The sequence below is a fragment of the Arthrobacter sp. ZGTC412 genome (genome assembly GCF_002929215.1).
Classification (GTDB): domain Bacteria; phylum Actinomycetota; class Actinomycetes; order Actinomycetales; family Micrococcaceae; genus Arthrobacter.
The window spans coordinates 179369-197119 of record NZ_PJII01000002.1 but is presented as its reverse complement, the minus strand read 5'-3'; the positions used below and the strand labels follow the sequence as shown (position 1 = coordinate 197119).

The 17751-nt window shown below is 66.6% G+C and carries 13 protein-coding genes; 11 read left to right on the top strand and 2 right to left on the bottom strand.

Annotated elements, in window-relative coordinates; all coding sequences use genetic code 11:
- Window positions 1-54: 54 nt before the first annotated feature.
- The 7 genes from CXQ88_RS04115 to CXQ88_RS04085 all read left to right on the top strand — a co-directional run bounded on the left by CXQ88_RS04115 (window position 55) and on the right by CXQ88_RS04085 (window position 10144).
- Entirely contained in the window at window positions 55-759 is a 705-nt protein-coding gene (locus CXQ88_RS04115; RefSeq protein ID WP_104042893.1) for a hypothetical protein, read from the top strand.
- Complete coding sequence (locus tag CXQ88_RS04110; protein WP_104042892.1) at window positions 756-5201, top strand: FtsK/SpoIIIE domain-containing protein; 4446 nt, start codon at window positions 756-758, stop codon at window positions 5199-5201. The genes CXQ88_RS04115 and CXQ88_RS04110 overlap by 4 nt, the downstream gene beginning before the upstream one ends.
- 119 nt (window positions 5202-5320) lie before the next feature.
- On the top strand, window positions 5321-5950 hold the full coding sequence (locus tag CXQ88_RS04105) for a hypothetical protein (protein ID WP_104042891.1): 630 nt from the start codon (window positions 5321-5323) through the stop codon (window positions 5948-5950).
- A gap of 83 nt (window positions 5951-6033) precedes the next feature.
- On the top strand, window positions 6034-8271 hold the full coding sequence (gene ligA, locus CXQ88_RS04100; RefSeq protein WP_104042890.1) for an NAD-dependent DNA ligase LigA: 2238 nt from the start codon (window positions 6034-6036) through the stop codon (window positions 8269-8271).
- Window positions 8268-9101, top strand: a complete 834-nt coding sequence (locus CXQ88_RS04095) for an inositol monophosphatase family protein (protein ID WP_104042889.1) — start codon at window positions 8268-8270, stop codon at window positions 9099-9101. Before ligA ends, CXQ88_RS04095 begins: the two co-directional genes overlap by 4 nt.
- A 109-nt stretch (window positions 9102-9210) precedes the next feature.
- On the top strand, window positions 9211-9714 hold the full coding sequence (locus tag CXQ88_RS04090) for a GNAT family N-acetyltransferase (RefSeq protein ID WP_104042888.1): 504 nt from the start codon (window positions 9211-9213) through the stop codon (window positions 9712-9714).
- A 46-nt stretch (window positions 9715-9760) separates the two neighbouring features.
- Entirely contained in the window at window positions 9761-10144 is a 384-nt protein-coding gene (locus CXQ88_RS04085; RefSeq protein ID WP_104042887.1) for a RidA family protein, read from the top strand.
- A gap of 14 nt (window positions 10145-10158) precedes the next feature.
- On the opposite strand, the gene CXQ88_RS04080 is transcribed toward CXQ88_RS04085, so the two are convergent.
- Window positions 10159-10824 (bottom strand): response regulator, encoded by a 666-nt coding sequence (locus tag CXQ88_RS04080; RefSeq protein WP_104042886.1) that lies wholly within the window; start codon window positions 10822-10824, stop codon window positions 10159-10161.
- Window positions 10817-12553 (bottom strand): sensor histidine kinase, encoded by a 1737-nt coding sequence (locus tag CXQ88_RS04075; RefSeq protein WP_181037406.1) that lies wholly within the window; start codon window positions 12551-12553, stop codon window positions 10817-10819. The genes CXQ88_RS04080 and CXQ88_RS04075 overlap by 8 nt, the downstream gene beginning before the upstream one ends.
- 183 nt (window positions 12554-12736) lie before the next feature.
- On the opposite strand from CXQ88_RS04075, the gene CXQ88_RS04070 reads away from it, so the two are divergent.
- The 4 genes from CXQ88_RS04070 to gatB all read left to right on the top strand — a co-directional run bounded on the left by CXQ88_RS04070 (window position 12737) and on the right by gatB (window position 17732).
- Window positions 12737-14221 carry a CitMHS family transporter gene (locus CXQ88_RS04070; protein WP_104042885.1) on the top strand — a complete coding sequence of 495 codons (1485 nt, stop codon included), beginning with the start codon at window positions 12737-12739 and terminating at the stop codon, window positions 14219-14221.
- A gap of 147 nt (window positions 14222-14368) precedes the next feature.
- Entirely contained in the window at window positions 14369-14665 is a 297-nt protein-coding gene (gene gatC, locus CXQ88_RS04065; RefSeq protein ID WP_104042884.1) for an Asp-tRNA(Asn)/Glu-tRNA(Gln) amidotransferase subunit GatC, read from the top strand.
- A 2-nt stretch (window positions 14666-14667) separates the two neighbouring features.
- Window positions 14668-16224 carry an Asp-tRNA(Asn)/Glu-tRNA(Gln) amidotransferase subunit GatA gene (gatA, locus tag CXQ88_RS04060; RefSeq protein ID WP_104042883.1) on the top strand — a complete coding sequence of 519 codons (1557 nt, stop codon included), beginning with the start codon at window positions 14668-14670 and terminating at the stop codon, window positions 16222-16224.
- The gene (gene gatB / locus CXQ88_RS04055) at window positions 16224-17732 is read left to right on the top strand and encodes an Asp-tRNA(Asn)/Glu-tRNA(Gln) amidotransferase subunit GatB (RefSeq protein WP_104042882.1); all 1509 of its coding nucleotides are present in this window, start codon (window positions 16224-16226) and stop codon (window positions 17730-17732) included. Before gatA ends, gatB begins: the two co-directional genes overlap by 1 nt.
- The last annotated feature ends 19 nt before the right edge of the window (window positions 17733-17751 follow it).

Genomic DNA, 17751 nt, shown 5'->3' with positions numbered 1-17751 from the left:
AGCACCAGCATGACGACGTTACACAAAGTTTTGCCCGACGAGGAGGCACAGAAAATGGGGGATCTAGCAATAGATTTCTGTGGTGAGTGGTACGAGCCATCGGACGATGACATCTTCAACATCGGGCGTGAAGGCGACCTCGAAGTGGACGACAACCCTTACCTGCACCGGCAGTTCCTGCAGGTGGCCCGCTACGACGGGATCTGGTGGCTCAGCAACGTGGGCACCATGCTTTCGGCCACGGTCGCGGACGGTTCCGGCGGTATGCAGGCCTGGCTCTCGCCCGGCGCCCGGATCCCGCTGGTCTTCAGCCATACCAACATCATCTTCACGGCAGGACCCACCACCTACGAATTCGCCGTGCACCTGAAAACGCCGTCATTCCGGCAGGAGGCCCGCGAAGAGGACAGCAACGGCGACACCACCATCGGACCGGTGGTGTTCACCGACTCGCAGAAAGCACTCATCGTGGCCCTCGCCGAACCAATGCTCCGGCGCGAAGGGACCGGTTTCAGCGCCATCCCATCGTCCGCCGCTGCCGCCAGGACACTCGGCTGGGCGCTGACCCGCTTCAACCGGAAGCTGGACAATGTGTGCGACAAGCTGGACCGGGTGGGTGTTGTTGGCCTGCGCGGGGGCGTCGGAAAACTGGCCACCAACCGCCGCGCCCGGCTGGTGGAACACGCGGTGACCTCGCACCTTGTCACGGCCGATGACCTTTACCTGCTCGAGAAGATGAGGGGTGTGGACGAAGGATGAGGATCCGGCTGACGCTCCGCCGGGATCCCGCCGAGGCGAAGGATCTCGCCGTTACCGTGGACGGCCTGGCCACGGTGGCCGATGTGGCAACAGTGCTGTGGTCTGCGGACCCTGCCCGCAAGGGCACGCCGCCGCCGGAAAGCCTCTCGCTGCGGATCGAGGAGGCGTTCGTGGGCGGCGGTATGAGCGGCAACGTCCTTGCCCGGGAGGAGAACCTTCTGGAGTCCGGGCTGCGGCCCGGCTCCGTGGTGTCGCTGGCACAGGTCAGTCAGCAGTTCGGCACCCCCGGTGCCAGCCGTGGACCGGCCGCCGCCACCCTCCGCGTGCTGTCAGGGCCCGACGTCGGCCGCGAGTTTTCGCTGCCGTCCGGCACCAGCTACATCGGCCGGGACCGGGACGTTGACATCCGGCTCTCGGACCCGCTCACGTCCAAACGCCATGCCCGCATCACCGTGGCGGAGGGCGTGGAAATCGTGGACACCAACTCGGCCAACGGCCTCCTGATGGACGGCCTCCCGGTCACCCGGGCCACCCTCAACTCCTCGGACACCGTCACGCTGGGCGACACCACCATCACAGTGGTTCCGCTGGGCCATAACCAGGCGGCAGCGCCGACGTCGCCCCTGGTGGACTTCAACAGGTCACCGCGGGTTGTTCCCCGGTTCGAGGAGCCGAAGCGGGTCCTGCCCGCCGGGCCGAAGCGTCCCGAGGACAACCCGTTCCCGTTCATCATGCTGATTACTCCGCTGCTCATGGGCGCCGTGATCTTCGCGGTCACCAGCAACCCGCTCTCGATGCTGTTTATGTTGATGATGCCGCTGCTCGTTGTGGGGCACTACGTGGACCAGAAGATGCGGTCCAGGCGCCAGCAGAAGGAGCAGCTCAAGCACTTCCGTGCGTCCATGACAGCCTTCCGGGAGGACATCACCGAACTCCAGCAAGTGGAACGCGCTGTCCGGCTGCAGGAGGCGCCCTCGGTGAGCGACACGGTTGACGCCATCTACAAGCTGGGGCCGCTGCTCTGGACCCACCGGCCGGAACACAACGGTTTCCTGGGCCTGCGGTTCGGCCTGGGCACTGCACCGTCGCGGGTCCGTATGGAGGAACCGCCGAACAACGACACCGAGGTGGAGTACGCCCGCGAAATCCAGGACTGCCTCAAGCAGTTCCGGGACATCGAGGGCGTTCCCGTCGTGTCCCAGTTCCGGACGGCGGGGTCGCTGGGCATTGCCGGTGCCCGCGGGCTGGTGGACGACGTGGCACGCGGAATGGTGCTTCAGCTCGTGGGCCTTCACTCGCCGGCCGAAGTTGTCCTGACGGCCATCACCTCAGCCCAGTCCAGGGAACGGTGGAACTGGTTGCAGTGGCTCCCGCACGTCGGTTCCGGACACAGCCCGCTTTCCGGTGACCACCTTGCCGCCGGTTCTGCCGGCGGCGCGTCCCTGGTTGCCCGGCTCGAGGACCTGGTGGAGGCCAGGGAAGCAGCTGCGAAGCGTTCCGGCCCGGACCTTCGTGCCGGCGTGGATCCGGCCAAGCACGAAATTGAGGAACCCGTGGTTCCTTCGGTGCTTGTCATCGTGGAGGACGACGCGCCAGTGGACCGCGGCCGGCTCACCCGCCTCGCGGAACGCGGGCCCGACGCCGGCGTCCACGTATTGTGGGTGGCCATAGACGTCCAGGCGCTCCCAGCCGCCTGCCGTGACTTTATGGTGGTGGACGGCGAGCACGGCACCACCACCGGGCAGGTCCGCCTGGGCCGCCACACCTACCCCGTCAGCTGTGAAAGCGTAGACGCCGGGCTGGCTGCCCAGCTCGCCCGGATGCTCACCTCCGTGGTGGACGTGGGCAAACCCGTCACCGACGACTCCGACCTCCCGCGCGCCGTCTCCTATGCCGCCCTGATCGGCAACGACTTCCTGGACAACCCCCAGGCTGTGGCCGAACGCTGGACGGAAAACAACTCGGTGCATGCCAGCGCTGTGGCCAACCGCAAGGACAACGGCACCCTGCGCGCCCTCGTGGGCTCCAAGGGCATCGAACCCCTGTACCTGGACCTGAAGAACGAGGGACCGCACGCGCTGGTGGGCGGAACCACCGGTGCCGGCAAGTCCGAGTTCCTGCAGTCCTGGGTGATGGGCATGGCCGCGGCCTACAGCCCGGACAGGGTCAGTTTCCTGTTTGTTGACTACAAGGGCGGGGCCGCGTTCGCGGACTGCATCAACCTGCCCCACACCGTTGGCCTGGTGACGGACCTTTCACCGCACCTGGTCCGTCGCGCCCTCACGTCGCTCCGTGCCGAGCTCCATCACCGCGAGCAGCTGCTGAACCGCAAGAAGGCCAAGGATCTGCTGGCACTGCAGCGCGAGGCAGACCCGGAGGCTCCGCCGTACCTGATCATCATTGTGGACGAATTCGCGGCGCTCGCCAGTGAGGTCCCGGAGTTCGTTGACGGCGTGGTTGACGTTGCAGCCCGCGGCCGGTCCCTGGGCCTGCACCTCATCCTTGCCACCCAGCGCCCGGCAGGCGTGATCAAGGACAGCCTGCGGGCCAACACCAACCTTCGGGTGGCACTTCGCATGGCGGATGAGGACGACGCCACCGACATCCTCGGTGTCCCCGATGCCGCCTACTTCGACCCCTCAATCCCGGGCCGGGGGGCAGCGAAGACAGGACCTGGCAGGGTCCAGGGCTTCCAGACCGGCTACGCCGGCGGCTGGACCACGGAGAAACCCCAGCGGCCGCAGATCGACATCGTGGAAATGGCGTTCGGCTCCGGGCCCAGCTGGGAAGCGCCCGCCCCGGAAAAACCGGAAGTGGAGGCGCCGGCCGGGCCCAACGACATCGCCAGGATGACCGCCACCATAGTCCGCGCCGCAGGCTCGCTTGCCATCCGGCCGCCCCGGAAACCCTGGCTGGACGAGCTGGCCAAAACCTACGACTTCTCCAAGCTGCCCAATCCCCGGACGGACGAGCAACTGCTTCTCGGCGTGGCCGATGACCCCGTCCGCCAGGACCAGCCCACCGTCTTTTACGAACCGGACAAAGACGGCAACATGGCCATTTACGGGACGGGCGGATCAGGAAAATCGGCCGCCCTCCGCGGCATTGCGATTGCCGCCGCGGTAACCCCCCGGGGCGGGCCCGTCCACGTCTACGGGATCGACTGCGGCTCCTCCGGACTGCGGATGCTCGAGGAACTTCCCCACGTCGGGGAGATCATCAGTGGCGACGACGTCGAACGTGTCGGGCGGCTGCTGCGGCTGCTGCAGGACATCGCTGAGCAGCGGTCCGCGGCCTTCGCCGAAGTGCGCGCGTCCACCATCGTGGAGTACCGGAAGCTCGCCAACAAGCCCGGCGAGAAGCGGATCTTTGTCCTGGTGGATGGCATGTCCGCCTTCCGTGAAGCGTACGAACACAGCAAATTGTCCGCACTCTGGGACATCTTCCTCCAGCTGGCCACTGACGGCCGGGCCCTCGGCATTCACCTCGTGGTCACGGGGGACAGGCCCAACGCGGTGCCGGCCTCCCTGCTCGCCTCCATCCAGCGGCGCCTGGTGCTGCGCCTTTCCTCCGAGGATGACTACATATCAATGGACGTCCCCCGGGACGTGCTGGGTGCCACCTCCCCGCCAGGGCGAGGATTGCTGGACGGTCTGGAAGTCCAGCTCGCCGTCCTGGGCGGGAACTCCAACCTGGCACTGCAGGCCCGCGAGGTGCACAAGCTTCATGAGGCGATGCAGCGCCAGGGCCTCGATGCCGCACCAGGCATCGAGAGGCTGCCGGACCAGGTGGACCTGGATGTCCTTCCCGCCGGCGGTCCCCACCTGCCCGTCATCGGCGTCGACGACGAAACGCTTCAGCCCGCCGAGATCATGGCAAGGGGCCCGCTCCTTCTCGCCGGTCCTCCCGGCGCAGGCCGGACCGTCGCGCTGGTAACCCTTGCCTATGCCCTCCGCCGGTCCAACCCGGACACCGAGCTCATCTACATCGGGGCGCGGCGGTCCGCAGTCGCCTCCCTGCCCGTTTGGAACCGTTCGGTGGTGGGGGCCGACGACCTGGCCGAGATGGTGGAAGACCTGGTGGAGCATTCCTCCGGGAACCCGGGATCGCTGGGGATCTTTATCGAGGGGCTGACGGAATTCACTGACACCTTGGCTGAGCCGGGCGTCGGCCAACTGGTGACTGCCTCGATCAAGGCCGACCAGTGGGTCATCGGGGAATCCGAAACCTCCACCTGGTCCTCGGCCTGGTCCCTGGCACAGCCCTTCAAATCCGGCCGCCGCGGCCTGCTGCTCAACCCCGGCGACATCGAGGGCGACAGCCTGCTGAACACGTCACTGGGCCGGGTCAGCCCGGATTTCATCCCCGGAAGGGGTTACTTGGTGGGGCGTGGAAAGGCTCGCAAAATCCAGGTGGCGCTGCCCCCCGAGAACAGGGATTGACGCGCTTTCAATGGCAGGGCCGCGAATCCAGAAGATTTGCGGCCCTGCCGCGCGTTGTAGAAGACTACCCGGGACACCAGAAAGCCGCGGTGGGGGACTGCGCGCATCGAAAGGTAGCAATGACCCCGTCCTCACCGGTTCTCCGCGTTGTCTCGACGACGGCATCAGCAGCGGTCCTGGCACTCTCCGCAGGCCCTTTCTTTCCGGGCGGACAAGCGGCCGCCGATTCGCCCGAACCAACACCCGCCACAGCCTCCGCCTCGCAGGCTGCTGACAAGTGTCTGCTCCTATGCCTGCCTGTCCTGGGGGAAGATTCGGCGCCCACAGAGACAGTGCGGCCGTTGAAGGCGAAGGAACCGGCAGCCCCGCCCGCCCAGCCCGCAGCCCCGGCACCCGGGCCGCCGGATCCCTCCGCAGGGCCTGCTGAGCCTCCTGCCCAAACTGCTCCCGCTCCAGCGGCCCCTTCCGGCGCCCCCGAGCCGGAAGAAACGGACCCGGGCCAGGCTGCCCCCGAAGCAACCACACCGGGCGCCAGCCCCACGCCGTCGAACGGTCCCACCAGCACCTCCAACTGGGACACGCCCGTCACCAGGTCCGCCACGGCCACGCAGGTGGCCGCCGTTTCCGGGGCCGGTGATCCGGGCGCCGATGCTCCTGCCCTCCTGCCGATCATGGCCGGCGTCCTGCTGGTCGGGGCGGCAGGCGCCGCCTTCGCGTGGTGGGGCAGGAACCGGATCGGAGCCCACTGACCAGCCCTGACGCTTGGTAAGTGCCGCGCGGCAGGCGGGGCCACCGCCAGCGTCAGCCAGCCGAGGTAGGGCAAGATAGGTCTGTGAGCACAGGACCAGGCCCCGCAGAACAGACCGCCACCCGGACCACCGCCCCCGGTGGGCCGGAAGCGATCCCTTCCGACTCGGTGCGGGAGGAATACGAAAACCTCGTCGACCTCGTCCGGAAGTACAGGTTCGCGTATTACCAGGAAGACACACCCCTGGTCTCCGATGCCGAATTCGACCAACTCTTCCGTCGGCTGGAAGAAATCGAGGCACTCCATCCGGAGCTTGTGTCCAACGACTCGCCCACCCAGGAAGTGGGCGGGGAAGCCTCGGCCGCATTCGCCGCGGTGGAGCACCTGCAGCGGATGTACAGCCTCGAGGACGTGTTCTCCCTCGAGGAACTCGAAGCCTGGCTCACAAAAGCATCAGCGGGCATCGCAAAACTCGGTGACGGGTCGCACCAGCCGGCGTGGCTGACCGAACTGAAAATCGACGGCCTGGCAGTCAACCTGCTGTACCGCGACGGGAAACTCGTGCGCGCAGCCACCCGCGGCGACGGCACCACCGGCGAGGACATCACCCACAACGTCCTCACCATCAGGGAAATCCCGCAGGAGCTAAGCGGCGAAGGGTTTCCGGCAGAAGTTGAAATCCGGGGTGAGGTGTTTATCCCGTCGAAGGCTTTCGCCGAATTCAACGAAGCCCTGATCGAAGCCGGCAAGGCGCCCTTGGCCAACCCACGCAACGCAGCCGCCGGTTCGCTCCGCCAGAAGGACCCGGCGGAAACAGCCAAGCGCCCCCTGAAGATGTTCGTCCACGGCATCGGTGCCCGGGAAGGGCTCCAGGCGCGCAGCCAGTCCGAAACCTATGACCTGCTGAAGGACTGGGGCCTGCCCGTCAGCCCCTACTCCGAGGTGCTGGGGAGCCTGGAAGAGGTCCTGGACTTCATCAAGCGGTACGGGGACCAGCGCCACAAACTGCTCCACGAAATCGACGGCATCGTAGTCAAGGTTGATGACTTCGCCATCCAGCGGGCCCTCGGCTACACCACCCGCGTGCCACGGTGGGCAGTGGCCTACAAATACCCGCCCGAGGAAGTCCACACCAAGCTCCTGGACATCCTCGTCAACGTGGGCCGCACGGGGCGGGTGACACCCTTCGGCATGATGGAGCCGGTCAAGGTGGCCGGCTCTACAGTTGAGATGGCCACCCTGCACAACCAGGACGTGGTCAAGGCCAAAGGCGTGAAAATCGGCGACATTGTGGTGCTGCGCAAGGCGGGGGACGTCATCCCCGAAATCGTGGGACCTGTCCTGGCCCTGCGCGACCAGCAGGATCCGCCGGTCCGCGATTTTGAGATGCCCACCGCATGCCCCTCCTGCGGCACGCCCCTTGCCCCGGCCAAAGAAGGCGACGTGGACATCCGCTGTCCCAACGCAAGGTCCTGCCCGTCCCAGTTGCGTGAGCGGGTGTTCCACCTGGCCGGCCGCGGCGCATTCGACATCGAGGCGTTGGGCTGGGAAGCAGCCATTGCCCTCACCCAGCCGACGGAACCCGAAGTTCCGCCGCTCACCACCGAGGCGGCTTTGTTCGACCTCACGCCTGAGCTGCTGGCCGAGGTCCGGATCCGGCGTGAAAAGCGCTCCAAGGGTGTGGCCACCGGCGAATTTGAACTGGTGCCGTACTTCTACAGCAAGGGCACTGCGAAGGCGCCGTCAAAGCCCACCGCCACCACCGAAAAACTCTTTCGCGAACTCGAGAAGGCCAAAACCCAGCCGCTGTGGCGGGTGCTGGTGGCGCTGTCCATCCGGCACGTAGGACCGCGGGCCTCCCGCGCGCTGGCCACGGCCTTCGGCACCATGGACGCCATCCGGAAGGCCTCGGAGGACGAACTCGCCCACGTGGACGGCGTGGGACCCACCATTGCCGCCGCCCTGAAGGAATGGTTCGCCGAAGACTGGCATGTGGAAATCGTCGACCGGTGGGCTGCTGCGGGGGTCCGGATGGAGGACGAGCGGGATGAATCCATGCCCCGCACCCTGGAAGGGCTGACCGTGGTGGTCACAGGCTCGCTGCCAAACTTCAGCCGGGACGAGGCGAAGGAAGCCATCCTCCTGCGGGGTGGCAAAGCGGCAGGCTCCGTCTCGAAGAACACCAGCTACGTGGTGGCCGGCGAGAACGCCGGAACCAAGCTGGACAAGGCCGAACAGCTTGGAGTTCCCGTGCTGGATGAGGACGGCTTCCGGCAGCTTCTGGCCGAGGGCCCTGCCGCACCGGCGGAGGCAGCGCCGTGAGCGCCGCAGAAGGGGCCGGCCAGGTTCCTCCCGCCGAACTGCTGAAGGTGGCAAAACAGGCTGCCGCAGCCGGAGCCAGGGTCCTCGCCGGCAGGAACGCCGAGGCGCTTCAGGCCAGCAACAAGGGCGACGCCGGCGATTGGGTCACAGCGTTCGACGTCGCCGCGGAGCACGCGGTCCGCGACGTCATATCAGCGGCGCGGCCCAATGACAGCATCACCGGTGAGGAACACGGGACCACCAGGCCGGCGAAGCCCACCGGCTACCGCTGGTCCATTGATCCGCTGGACGGCACCACCAACTTCATCCGCAACATTGTTTACTACGGCACCTCCGTGGCTGTGGCCGGTGCCGACGGCGCGTGGCTTGCCGGCGTCGTCAACGCCCCTGCATTGGGCCGCGTCTACTACGCTGCCCGCGGCCTGGGTGCGTGGCTGGAGGAAAACGGCATCCTGACCCGGCTCGAAGGTCCGGTTCCTGGGCGCAAGGGGCAGATTCTGGCTACCGGGTTCAACTACGACCCCCAGGTCCGCTCCGAGCAGGCCGCCCAGTTTGCCGAACTGCTCAAGGATTTTGCGGATGTCCGAAGGCTTGGATCCGCTGCCCTGGACCTGTGCCTGGTGGCGGACGGCACGCACGACGCCTTTGGCGAGCGGGGGTTGAATGAGCACGACTTCTCGGCCGGTGCACTGATTGCGGAGGAAGCCGGCTGCTGGGTGCGCCGGCCGCGCCTGACCAGCCCGCTCGACGGCGGCCCAACAGACCAGGAAAGGCTGGACGCCTGGACCTGCGCAGCCAGCCTGGAGCTGTCCGGGAAATTCCCGCTCTGACCCCGGTTCCGGCTCTGTGCCACCCGGGTGCCGGGCAACGACTGATAGTTCAGTCACGGAAACCCCGGTTTTGCCCAGTGCTACCGGCTGGTAGCACTACCATTATTGGGTGGAATCGCCAATAACAGTCCGTCCCGCCGTCGAAACCGACTTCGACGCCGTTGCCCGCATCACCAGGGATTCCTACCTGGCGGCCGGGTACTTTGACGACGCGGACCACCCCTACATGCGCAAGGTCCAGGACGTTGCACAGCGGGCCGGCCAGGCCACCGTCTGGGTAGCTGAGCGGGCCGGTGATGTGGTCGGTTCGGTCACGCTGGCCCTCGCCGGTGAGCCCTACGCGGATATCGCCCTGCACGACGAGCTCGAGTTCCGCATGCTGGTGGTGGACCCGGTCGTGCAGCGCAGCGGGGCCGGCAAAGCAATGATGGCGGCGATCCTCGAACACGCCAAGGCCCTCGACGGCGTCAAAGCCGTGTCGCTGACCACCGGGAGCACGTGGGAAAGCGCCCGGGGACTGTACAACAAAACCGGCTTCGCCAGGGTCCCGGAAAGGGACTGGCTCGTGCCCGGAACTGACATAAAACTGCTGGTTTACCGGCTGGACCTGTAGCCGCCCTAAAGTGGTGCGGACTCACTCCAGTTTTGAAAGGCCCACCATGCGCAAAACCTTCGGCACCGGCTCCGTCTGGGAGCAGACCCTCGGCTACTCCCGGGCCGTCCAGGTGGACAACACCCTCTACATTTCCGCCACCGCCGCGAGCGGCGAGGACGGCATCGTAGGGAACGACTTCTACACCCAGACGCAGTTCATCCTCCAAAAGCTTGGCAAAGTCCTCGCGGACGCCGGCTTCAGCTTCGAGGACGTAGTCCAGTCCAAGCTGTACCTGACGGACATCAGCAAATGGGAAGAAGCCGGCCGCGCCCACGGCGAAGTGTTCGGCGAAATCCGGCCCACCCTGTCACTGGTGCACGTCCTGCCCTTCCTGGATCCGGCAATGCTGGTCGAGATCGAGCTCGTGGCCCAGAAGAGCGCCAGCTAAGCTCTCTGGCCGCCTTAGGGGGTAGCCGGCAGGCCGTAGCGGTGCTCCGGCCTGCCGGTGGTTCCGTAGCGCAGCTGGATGTCCACGGCGCCGTCGTCGGCCAAGGAGGACAGGTACCGCTGCGCAGTCGCCCGGGACACGCCTACCCGGCCGGCCACCTCCGCCGCCGAGTACTGCTCGCCCGGAACCAGCGATTCAAGCACGGCTGCTTCCGTTGCCGAGCGGGGCTTTGATGACGGCGTAACGTCGCCGGGGATGAGGGCGCGCTTGGCCCGCTCCACGGCATCCTGGTCCAGCGCGCCCGGCTGGCCCAGCAGTCGCCGATACCGCGCGTAGGACCGAAGCTGCTGCGAAAGCGACTCCGAAGTAAACGGCTTCAGCAGGTAGCCCAAGGCGCCGCGGCGGAAAGCAACACGGATCGAGGCGGCATCCGAGGCGGCACTGAGGATTACGGTGTCCACGTCCAGTTGCTGCAACAGGTCAAGGCCGGACGCATCGGGCAGGTAGACGTCCAGCAACACGAGGTCCGGGCGGAGGCTGTGGATGGCCTGCAGCGCGAGCGACGCCGATCCCACCGGCGCGAGCGCCAGGAACCCCGCCACCGAATCCACGTAGGCGGCGTGCAGCTTCGCGACGTGGAAGTCGTCATCCACAATCAGCACCCGAAAGTCCTCAGGCATTCTTTTCCTTTCCAGCTGCATCGTTCAGCCCTGCGTCCGGCTGCCCAGCATTCCTGATTCCCGCGGTGGTGCCGGGGAGCGTGGCCATAAAGACCGCGCCGGGCCCGCCGCGGGCGCCGAAGTCCAGCAGCTTGACGTCCCCGCCGCGGCGCCGGGCCAGCTGCCGCGCCAGGGCCAGCCCGAAGCCCTGGCCGCCGCCTGCACGGACGGGGCCTGAAGCGGTGGTGAAGCCTTCAGCGAAGACCGCCTCGCCGTCCGTCCCTTCCGCCAGCCCGTCGCCTGAGTCGGCGACGACCACGTGGAGGGTGCCGCCGTCGTCGTCCGGATCGTCCATCACTTCCACTTCCACCCAGCGGTCCGGAGCTGAGCCGGCCACTGCGGCGTTGACCGCGTTGTCGATCAGGTTCCCCAGCACTGTGGTGACGTCCTGGGCGTCGGTGACCTGCCCGCGGACCAGGGTTTCCGGCCCGATGCGCAAGGCGACGCCCCGCTCGTCGGCCTCCACGCCCTTGGCCCCCACAAAGGCCTGGAGGTAAGGGTCCTGGAGCAGCTCGGCCTGGTCCACCGGGAACTTCAACGGTCCCGTCGCGGCCAGCCGGGCCAGGTACTCGCGGGCCTGCTGGTGCTGCCCGATGCTCATGAACCCAGCGATGGTGTGCAGCTGGTTGGCGAACTCGTGGCGCTGGGCCCGCAGCGCGGTGGACATGGTGCCCACGGCGTCCAACTGGCGGGTGAGCTGCTGCAATTCCGTGCGGTCGCGGAGCATCACCACCCAGCCCAGGTCCTCACGCCGGTGGAGGGCCTTGCGGGCATTGGCCACCAGCACACGTCCGCCGGCCACCAGCTCAACCGCGGGGGCGGCGCCGGAGCCTGGACGGGTGAGGGACTTCAGCTGGTCGGGGACCGGCGCGTTCTCCCACCGTGCTCCGGCCAGGTCCGTCGAGTCCAGCAGCCGTTGTGCCGCGGCGTTGAAGACGGTGATCCGGCCGTCGGCGGAAACACCGATCACGCCGTCGTCCACGCCCTGCAGGACCGCCACCTGATCGTGGACCAGGGTACTGATTTCCTCCGGTTCCAGGCCCAGGGTGAGGCGCTGGAGGCGGCGCCGCAGCAGGAAGGACCCCAGGACGCCGGCAAGCAGCGCACCCATGGCCGTCAGGGCAACGGGGCCAATGTCGCGGGCCACGCTCTGGCCCACGGTCTCCATTGAATAGCCCACACTGACCTCACCCACCACGGTGGTGCTGCCCGGAGCGTAAACGGGAACCTTCGCGCCGGCGGACGGGCCGAGCGTTCCGGTGTTCCGGGTGGTGACCTCCCGGCCGGACAGGGCCTCGGACGGATCCGTACTCACCCTTTCCCCGAGCCGCTGCGGATCCGGATGCGCCAGCCGAAGTCCTGTTTCGTCGGTGATGACCACAAACAGGGCACCGGTCCGGGTCCGCGCGGCCTCGGCCGACACCATCAGCGGCCCGGCAGCAAGTTCGGCGGCCGGGGGAGTACCGGCCTGTTGGCTGATGGCCAGCACGTCCGCTCGCACCGAGGGGTCGGAGGCCACAGTCCGGGCGAGGGTCAGTGCCTGGTTCTCCGCCTCGCGGCCCACCCTGTCATAGGTCAGCCAGGCGTGAACGGCCGCGCTGAGCAGAACCACCAGAAGTACCACCGCCAGTTGCAGCAGGAGCGTCTGAGTGGAGAACCGCAGCGGCGCGCGCGGACTGGAACGCGGCATGATCCTCCTTGATCCGGGTGGCTGGCGGGAGATCGCGGGAGCGATGAGCAGAATGAGCAAAATGCTCGCAATAAGCAGTATGCCAATCAATTGAGCCAAAGGCACGGCCGTGACGGCCGCCACCCTACAGTCTGTAGCACGCGTCACACCGCTGTGCCGCTGTTCACAAAGAAGGAGCCGGCCGTGCTGGTAATACTTGGATTCGCAATGATCGCGGTATTCATGGTGCTGATCATGACGAAGAAGTTGACGCCAGTGCTGGCGTTGATCATCGTCCCTACAGTTTTTGGTCTTTTTGCCGGTGCCGGCCTCGGCATTGGCGACATGGTCATGGATTCCATGAAGGCCATGACCTCCACAGCAGCCCTGTTGATGTTCGCCATCATCTACTTCGGACTGATGATCGACGTGGGGCTTTTTGACCCCCTGGTCCGGTTCATCCTCCGCAAACTCGGCAACGACCCCGCCAAGGTGGTCCTGGGTACCGCCATCCTCGCAGCCGCAGTGTCCCTTGACGGCGACGGCTCCACCACCTTCATCCTCACCACCGCGGCCATGCTGCCGATCTACCTCCGCCTTAAGATGAGCCCCGTGGTCCTTACCTGCGTGGCCGGCCTGGCCAACGGCACCATGAACATCGTCCCGTGGGGCGGCCCCACCGCCCGCGCCGCCAGCGCCCTCAAGATCGACGTCAACGAGGTCTTTGTTCCTATGCTGCCGTCCCTCCTCGCGGGCATCGCCGTCGTCATGGCCTTCGCCTGGCTGCTCGGCCTGCAGGAGCGCAACCGCCTCCGCGCCACACAACCGGAGATCTGGGGCGTCCCGGATACCGCCGAAGCGTTCGACGGCGGCGCTCCCGCCGGCGGCAACGGCACGTTCCGCGGTGGTTCAGGCCGCGGTACCTCACCTGTTCCCGCAACGGGAGGCCCCGCCGTCGGAAGCCCTGCTCCCATGAGTGGCGTCGCGGTGCTGGAACGCACCGGGACCCTTGTTGATGACAACGACACCGCAATGGCTGACACCGCGCTGGACCCCAACCGCAAGACGCTCCGCCCCAAGCTGCAGTGGTTCAACCTTGGCCTCACCGTCGCCGTGATGGGCATGCTCATCGCAGACCTCGTGCCCCTGCCGTACGTCTTTATGGTGGGTTCAGCCATCGCCCTGCTGGTAAACTTCCCGCACGTCAAGGACCAGGCCGCCCAGATCGTGGCCCACGCGCCTTCGATTGTTGCCGTGGTCAGCATGGTTATGGCCGCCGCCGTCCTGACCGGCGTCCTCACCGGCACGGGCATGGTGGAAGCCATGTCTGCGTGGCTGGTACAGATCATCCCGTCCAGCATGGGCCCGTTTATGGCCGTCATCACCGGCGTCCTCAGCATTCCCATGACGTTCTTTATGAGCAATGACGCCTTCTACTTCGGCGTCCTCCCTGTCCTGAGCGAGACTGCCGGCCACTACGGAATCAGCGCAGCCGAAATGGCCCGCGCCTCCATCACCGGCCAGCCGTTCCACATGCAGAGCCCGCTGGTACCCGCCATCCTGCTCCTGGTGTCCCTGGCCAAGGTGGACCTCGGCGACCACCACAAGAAAGTCCTGTGGCGCAGCGCGGTAGTTTCCCTGGTCATGCTGGGAATTGGCGTGCTGACCGGAGCCATCGGAATCGGTTAGTCTGTAGCTGCCGTGGTCCTGCCTTTATGGGCGGGAGCCCGGTCTGAAGGTGCCCGTCTGACGCCCGCTGGGGGATGTCAGACGGGCATCATCGTTTCCCCACTAGAATGGACCGGAAAATCAATTCAAACTTTGCAGGGGAGATCCATGGCTGCGATCAACCGTGACGACGTCGCGCACCTCGCGCGGCTCGCTCACATTGAGATGAGTGCCCAAGAGCTGGACAGGATGGCCGGAGAACTTGCGGTCATCGTTGATTCGGTCAAGTCCGTGAGCGAAGCTGCCGGTGATGACGTCCCGGCCACGTCCCACCCCATCCCGCTGAACAACGTGTTCCGCGAGGACGTTGTGGGACACACCTTCACCGCGGAGCAGGCGCTCTCCGGCGCACCGGACTCCGACGAGAACCGTTTCAAAGTCCCGGCAATCCTGGATGAGGCATAAGCATGACTGACACCAAAGAACTCATCCGACTCTCCGCCGCCAAGCTGGCCGAAAAGCTGGCCGCCGGCGAGGTCACCTCCATCGAGGTCACCCAGGCGTACCTTGACCGGATTGCGGCAGTAGACGGCGGCGAACGCGGCGTCAACGCCTTCCTGCACGTCAACGCCGAGGAAGCCCTCGCCGTCGCCGCCGAGGTGGACGCCATCCGCGCCGCCGGTGGCGCCGAAGCCGAAGCCCTGCACGTCCTCGCCGGCGTCCCCATCGCCGTGAAGGACCTCATCGTCACGGTGGGCCAGCCCACCACGGCAGGCTCCAAAATCCTCGAAGGCTGGCACAGCCCCTACGACGCCACCGTCGTCGAGCGCCTGCGCGCCGCGAAGATGCCCATCCTGGGCAAGACCAACCTCGACGAGTTCGCCATGGGCTCCTCCACGGAGCACTCCGCCTACGGCCCTACCCGCAATCCGTGGGACCTGGACCGGATCCCGGGTGGCTCCGGCGGCGGGTCCGCTGCCGCCGTCGCTGCTTTCGAGGCGCCCCTTGCCCTCGGAACCGACACCGGTGGGTCCATCCGCCAGCCCGGCGCCGTCACCGGCACCGTGGGCGTTAAGCCCACTTACGGCAGCGTGTCCCGCTACGGTGCCATTGCGATGGCATCCTCGCTGGACCAGATCGGTCCGGTTTCCCGCACGGTCCTGGACTCAGCCCTCCTGCACGAGGTCATCGGCGGGCACGATCCCCGTGACTCCACCTCCCTCGCGGACCCGCTGGCAGACCTCGTGGCCGCCGCCAAAACGGGCAACGTCGAGGGCATGCGGATCGGCATCATCAAGGAGCTGCACGGCGAGGGCTACCAGGCCGGCGTCGAAAACCGCTTCAATGACTCCCTGGAGCTCCTCAAGGAGGCCGGCGCGGAAATCGTTGAGGTCTCCTGCCCCAACTTCCAGTACGCCCTGGGCGCCTATTACCTGATCATGCCTTCCGAGGCGTCCTCCAACCTCGCCAAGTTCGACGGCGTCCGGTACGGCCTGCGGGTCCTCCCCGAGGACGGTCCCATGACCATCGAGCGCGTGATGGGTGCCACCCGCGCCGCCGGCTTCGGCGACGAAGTGAAGCGCCGCATCATCCTGGGCACCTACGCGCTGTCCGCCGGCTACTACGACGCCTACTACGGCTCGGCACAGAAGGTCCGCACGCTGGTTCAGCGCGACTTCGAGGCAGCCTTCACCGTGGCCGACGTCCTGATTTCGCCCACCGCCCCCACCACCGCTTTCCGCCTCGGCGAGAAGCTGGACGATCCGCTGGCCATGTACCTCAACGACGTCGCCACCATCCCCGCCAACCTCGCCGGAGTTCCGGGTCTGTCGCTTCCCGGCGGCCTCGCGGACGAGGACGGGCTGCCCGTAGGCATCCAGCTGCTGGCACCCGCCCGCGAAGATGCCCGCCTGTACCGTGTAGGCGCCGTCCTTGAGTCGCTGCTGGAAGCCAAGTGGGGCGGCCCGCTGCTGGCCCAGGCCCCAGAACTGGGCGAGCTCGTCGAAGCCAAGGAGGCAAAATAATGAACACTGACGCAATCCTGAGCTTCGAAGAGGCCATGGAGAAGTACGATCCCGTCCTGGGGTTCGAGGTCCACGTGGAGCTCAACACCAAGACCAAGATGTTCTCCTCCGCACCCAACGTCTTCGGCGACGAGCCCAACACGAACGTCAACGAGGTGGACCTCGGCATGCCCGGCGTCCTGCCCGTCGTGAACAAGGCCGCCATCGAGTCCTCGATCAAGATCGGCCTCGCGCTCAACTGCAAGATCGCCGAATCCTGCCGCTTCGCCCGGAAGAACTACTTCTACCCGGACACCCCGAAGAACTTCCAGACCTCCCAGTACGACGAGCCCATCGCGTATGACGGCTACCTGGATATTGAACTCTCTGACGGCACCGTGTTCCGCGTGGAGATCGAGCGCGCGCACATGGAAGAGGACGCCGGAAAGCTGACCCACATGGGCGGAGCCACGGGCCGTATCCAGGGCGCCGACTTCTCGCTGGTGGACTATAACCGTGCCGGCGTTCCGCTGGTGGAAATCGTCACCAAGCCGATCGAGGGCGCCGGTTCCCGCGCCCCCGAACTGGCCAAGGCCTACGTGGCCGCCGTGCGGGAGATCGTCAAGAACCTGGGAGTGTCCGACGCGAAGATGGAACGCGGCAATGTGCGCTGCGACGCCAACGTATCGCTCCGCCCGCACGGCCGGGAAAGGTTCGGCATTCGTTCCGAGACGAAGAACGTGAACTCGCTGCGCGCCGTTGAACACGCCGTCCGCTACGAGATCCAGCGCCATGCTGCTGTCCTGGATGCCGGTGAGCCCGTCATCCAGGAAACCCGCCACTGGCACGAGGACACCCGCACCACTACGTCAGGCCGGGCCAAGTCCGACGCTGACGACTACCGTTACTTCCCGGAGCCGGACCTTGTTCCTGTTGTTCCGTCGCGCCAGTGGATCGAGGAGCTCCGTGCCACCCTGCCTGAGCCGCCGGCCGCCCGCCGCAAGCGGCTGCAGGCCGACTGGGGCTACTCGGACCTCGAATTCCGCGACGTGGTGAACGCCGGCGTGATGGACGAGATCGAGGAAACCATCGCAGCCGGTGCTTCGGCTTCCGTGGCCCGCAAGTGGTGGATGGGCGAGATCGTGGGCCGCGCCAAGAACGCGGACGTTGACCCCGGCCAGCTTGGCGTCCAGCCCGCCACCATCGTGGAGCTTTCACGCATGGTGGAAGAGGGCAAGATCAACAACAAGATGGCCTCAGAGGTACTGGACGGCGTGCTCGCCGGCGAAGGCACCCCGGCCGAAATCGTGGAGAAGCGCGGCCTGGCCGTGGTCTCTGACGACGGGCCCCTGCTCGAAGCGATTGACGCCGCACTGGCCGCCCAGCCTGACGTTGCCGAAAAGATCCGCGGCGGCAAGGTCCAGGCCATCGGCGCGATCGTGGGCGGCGTTATGAAGGCCACCCGCGGCCAGGCCGACGCAGGCCGCGTCAAGGAACTGATCCTGGAAAAGCTGGGCGTCACCGTCTAGCTCCGCGCAACCCCAACTG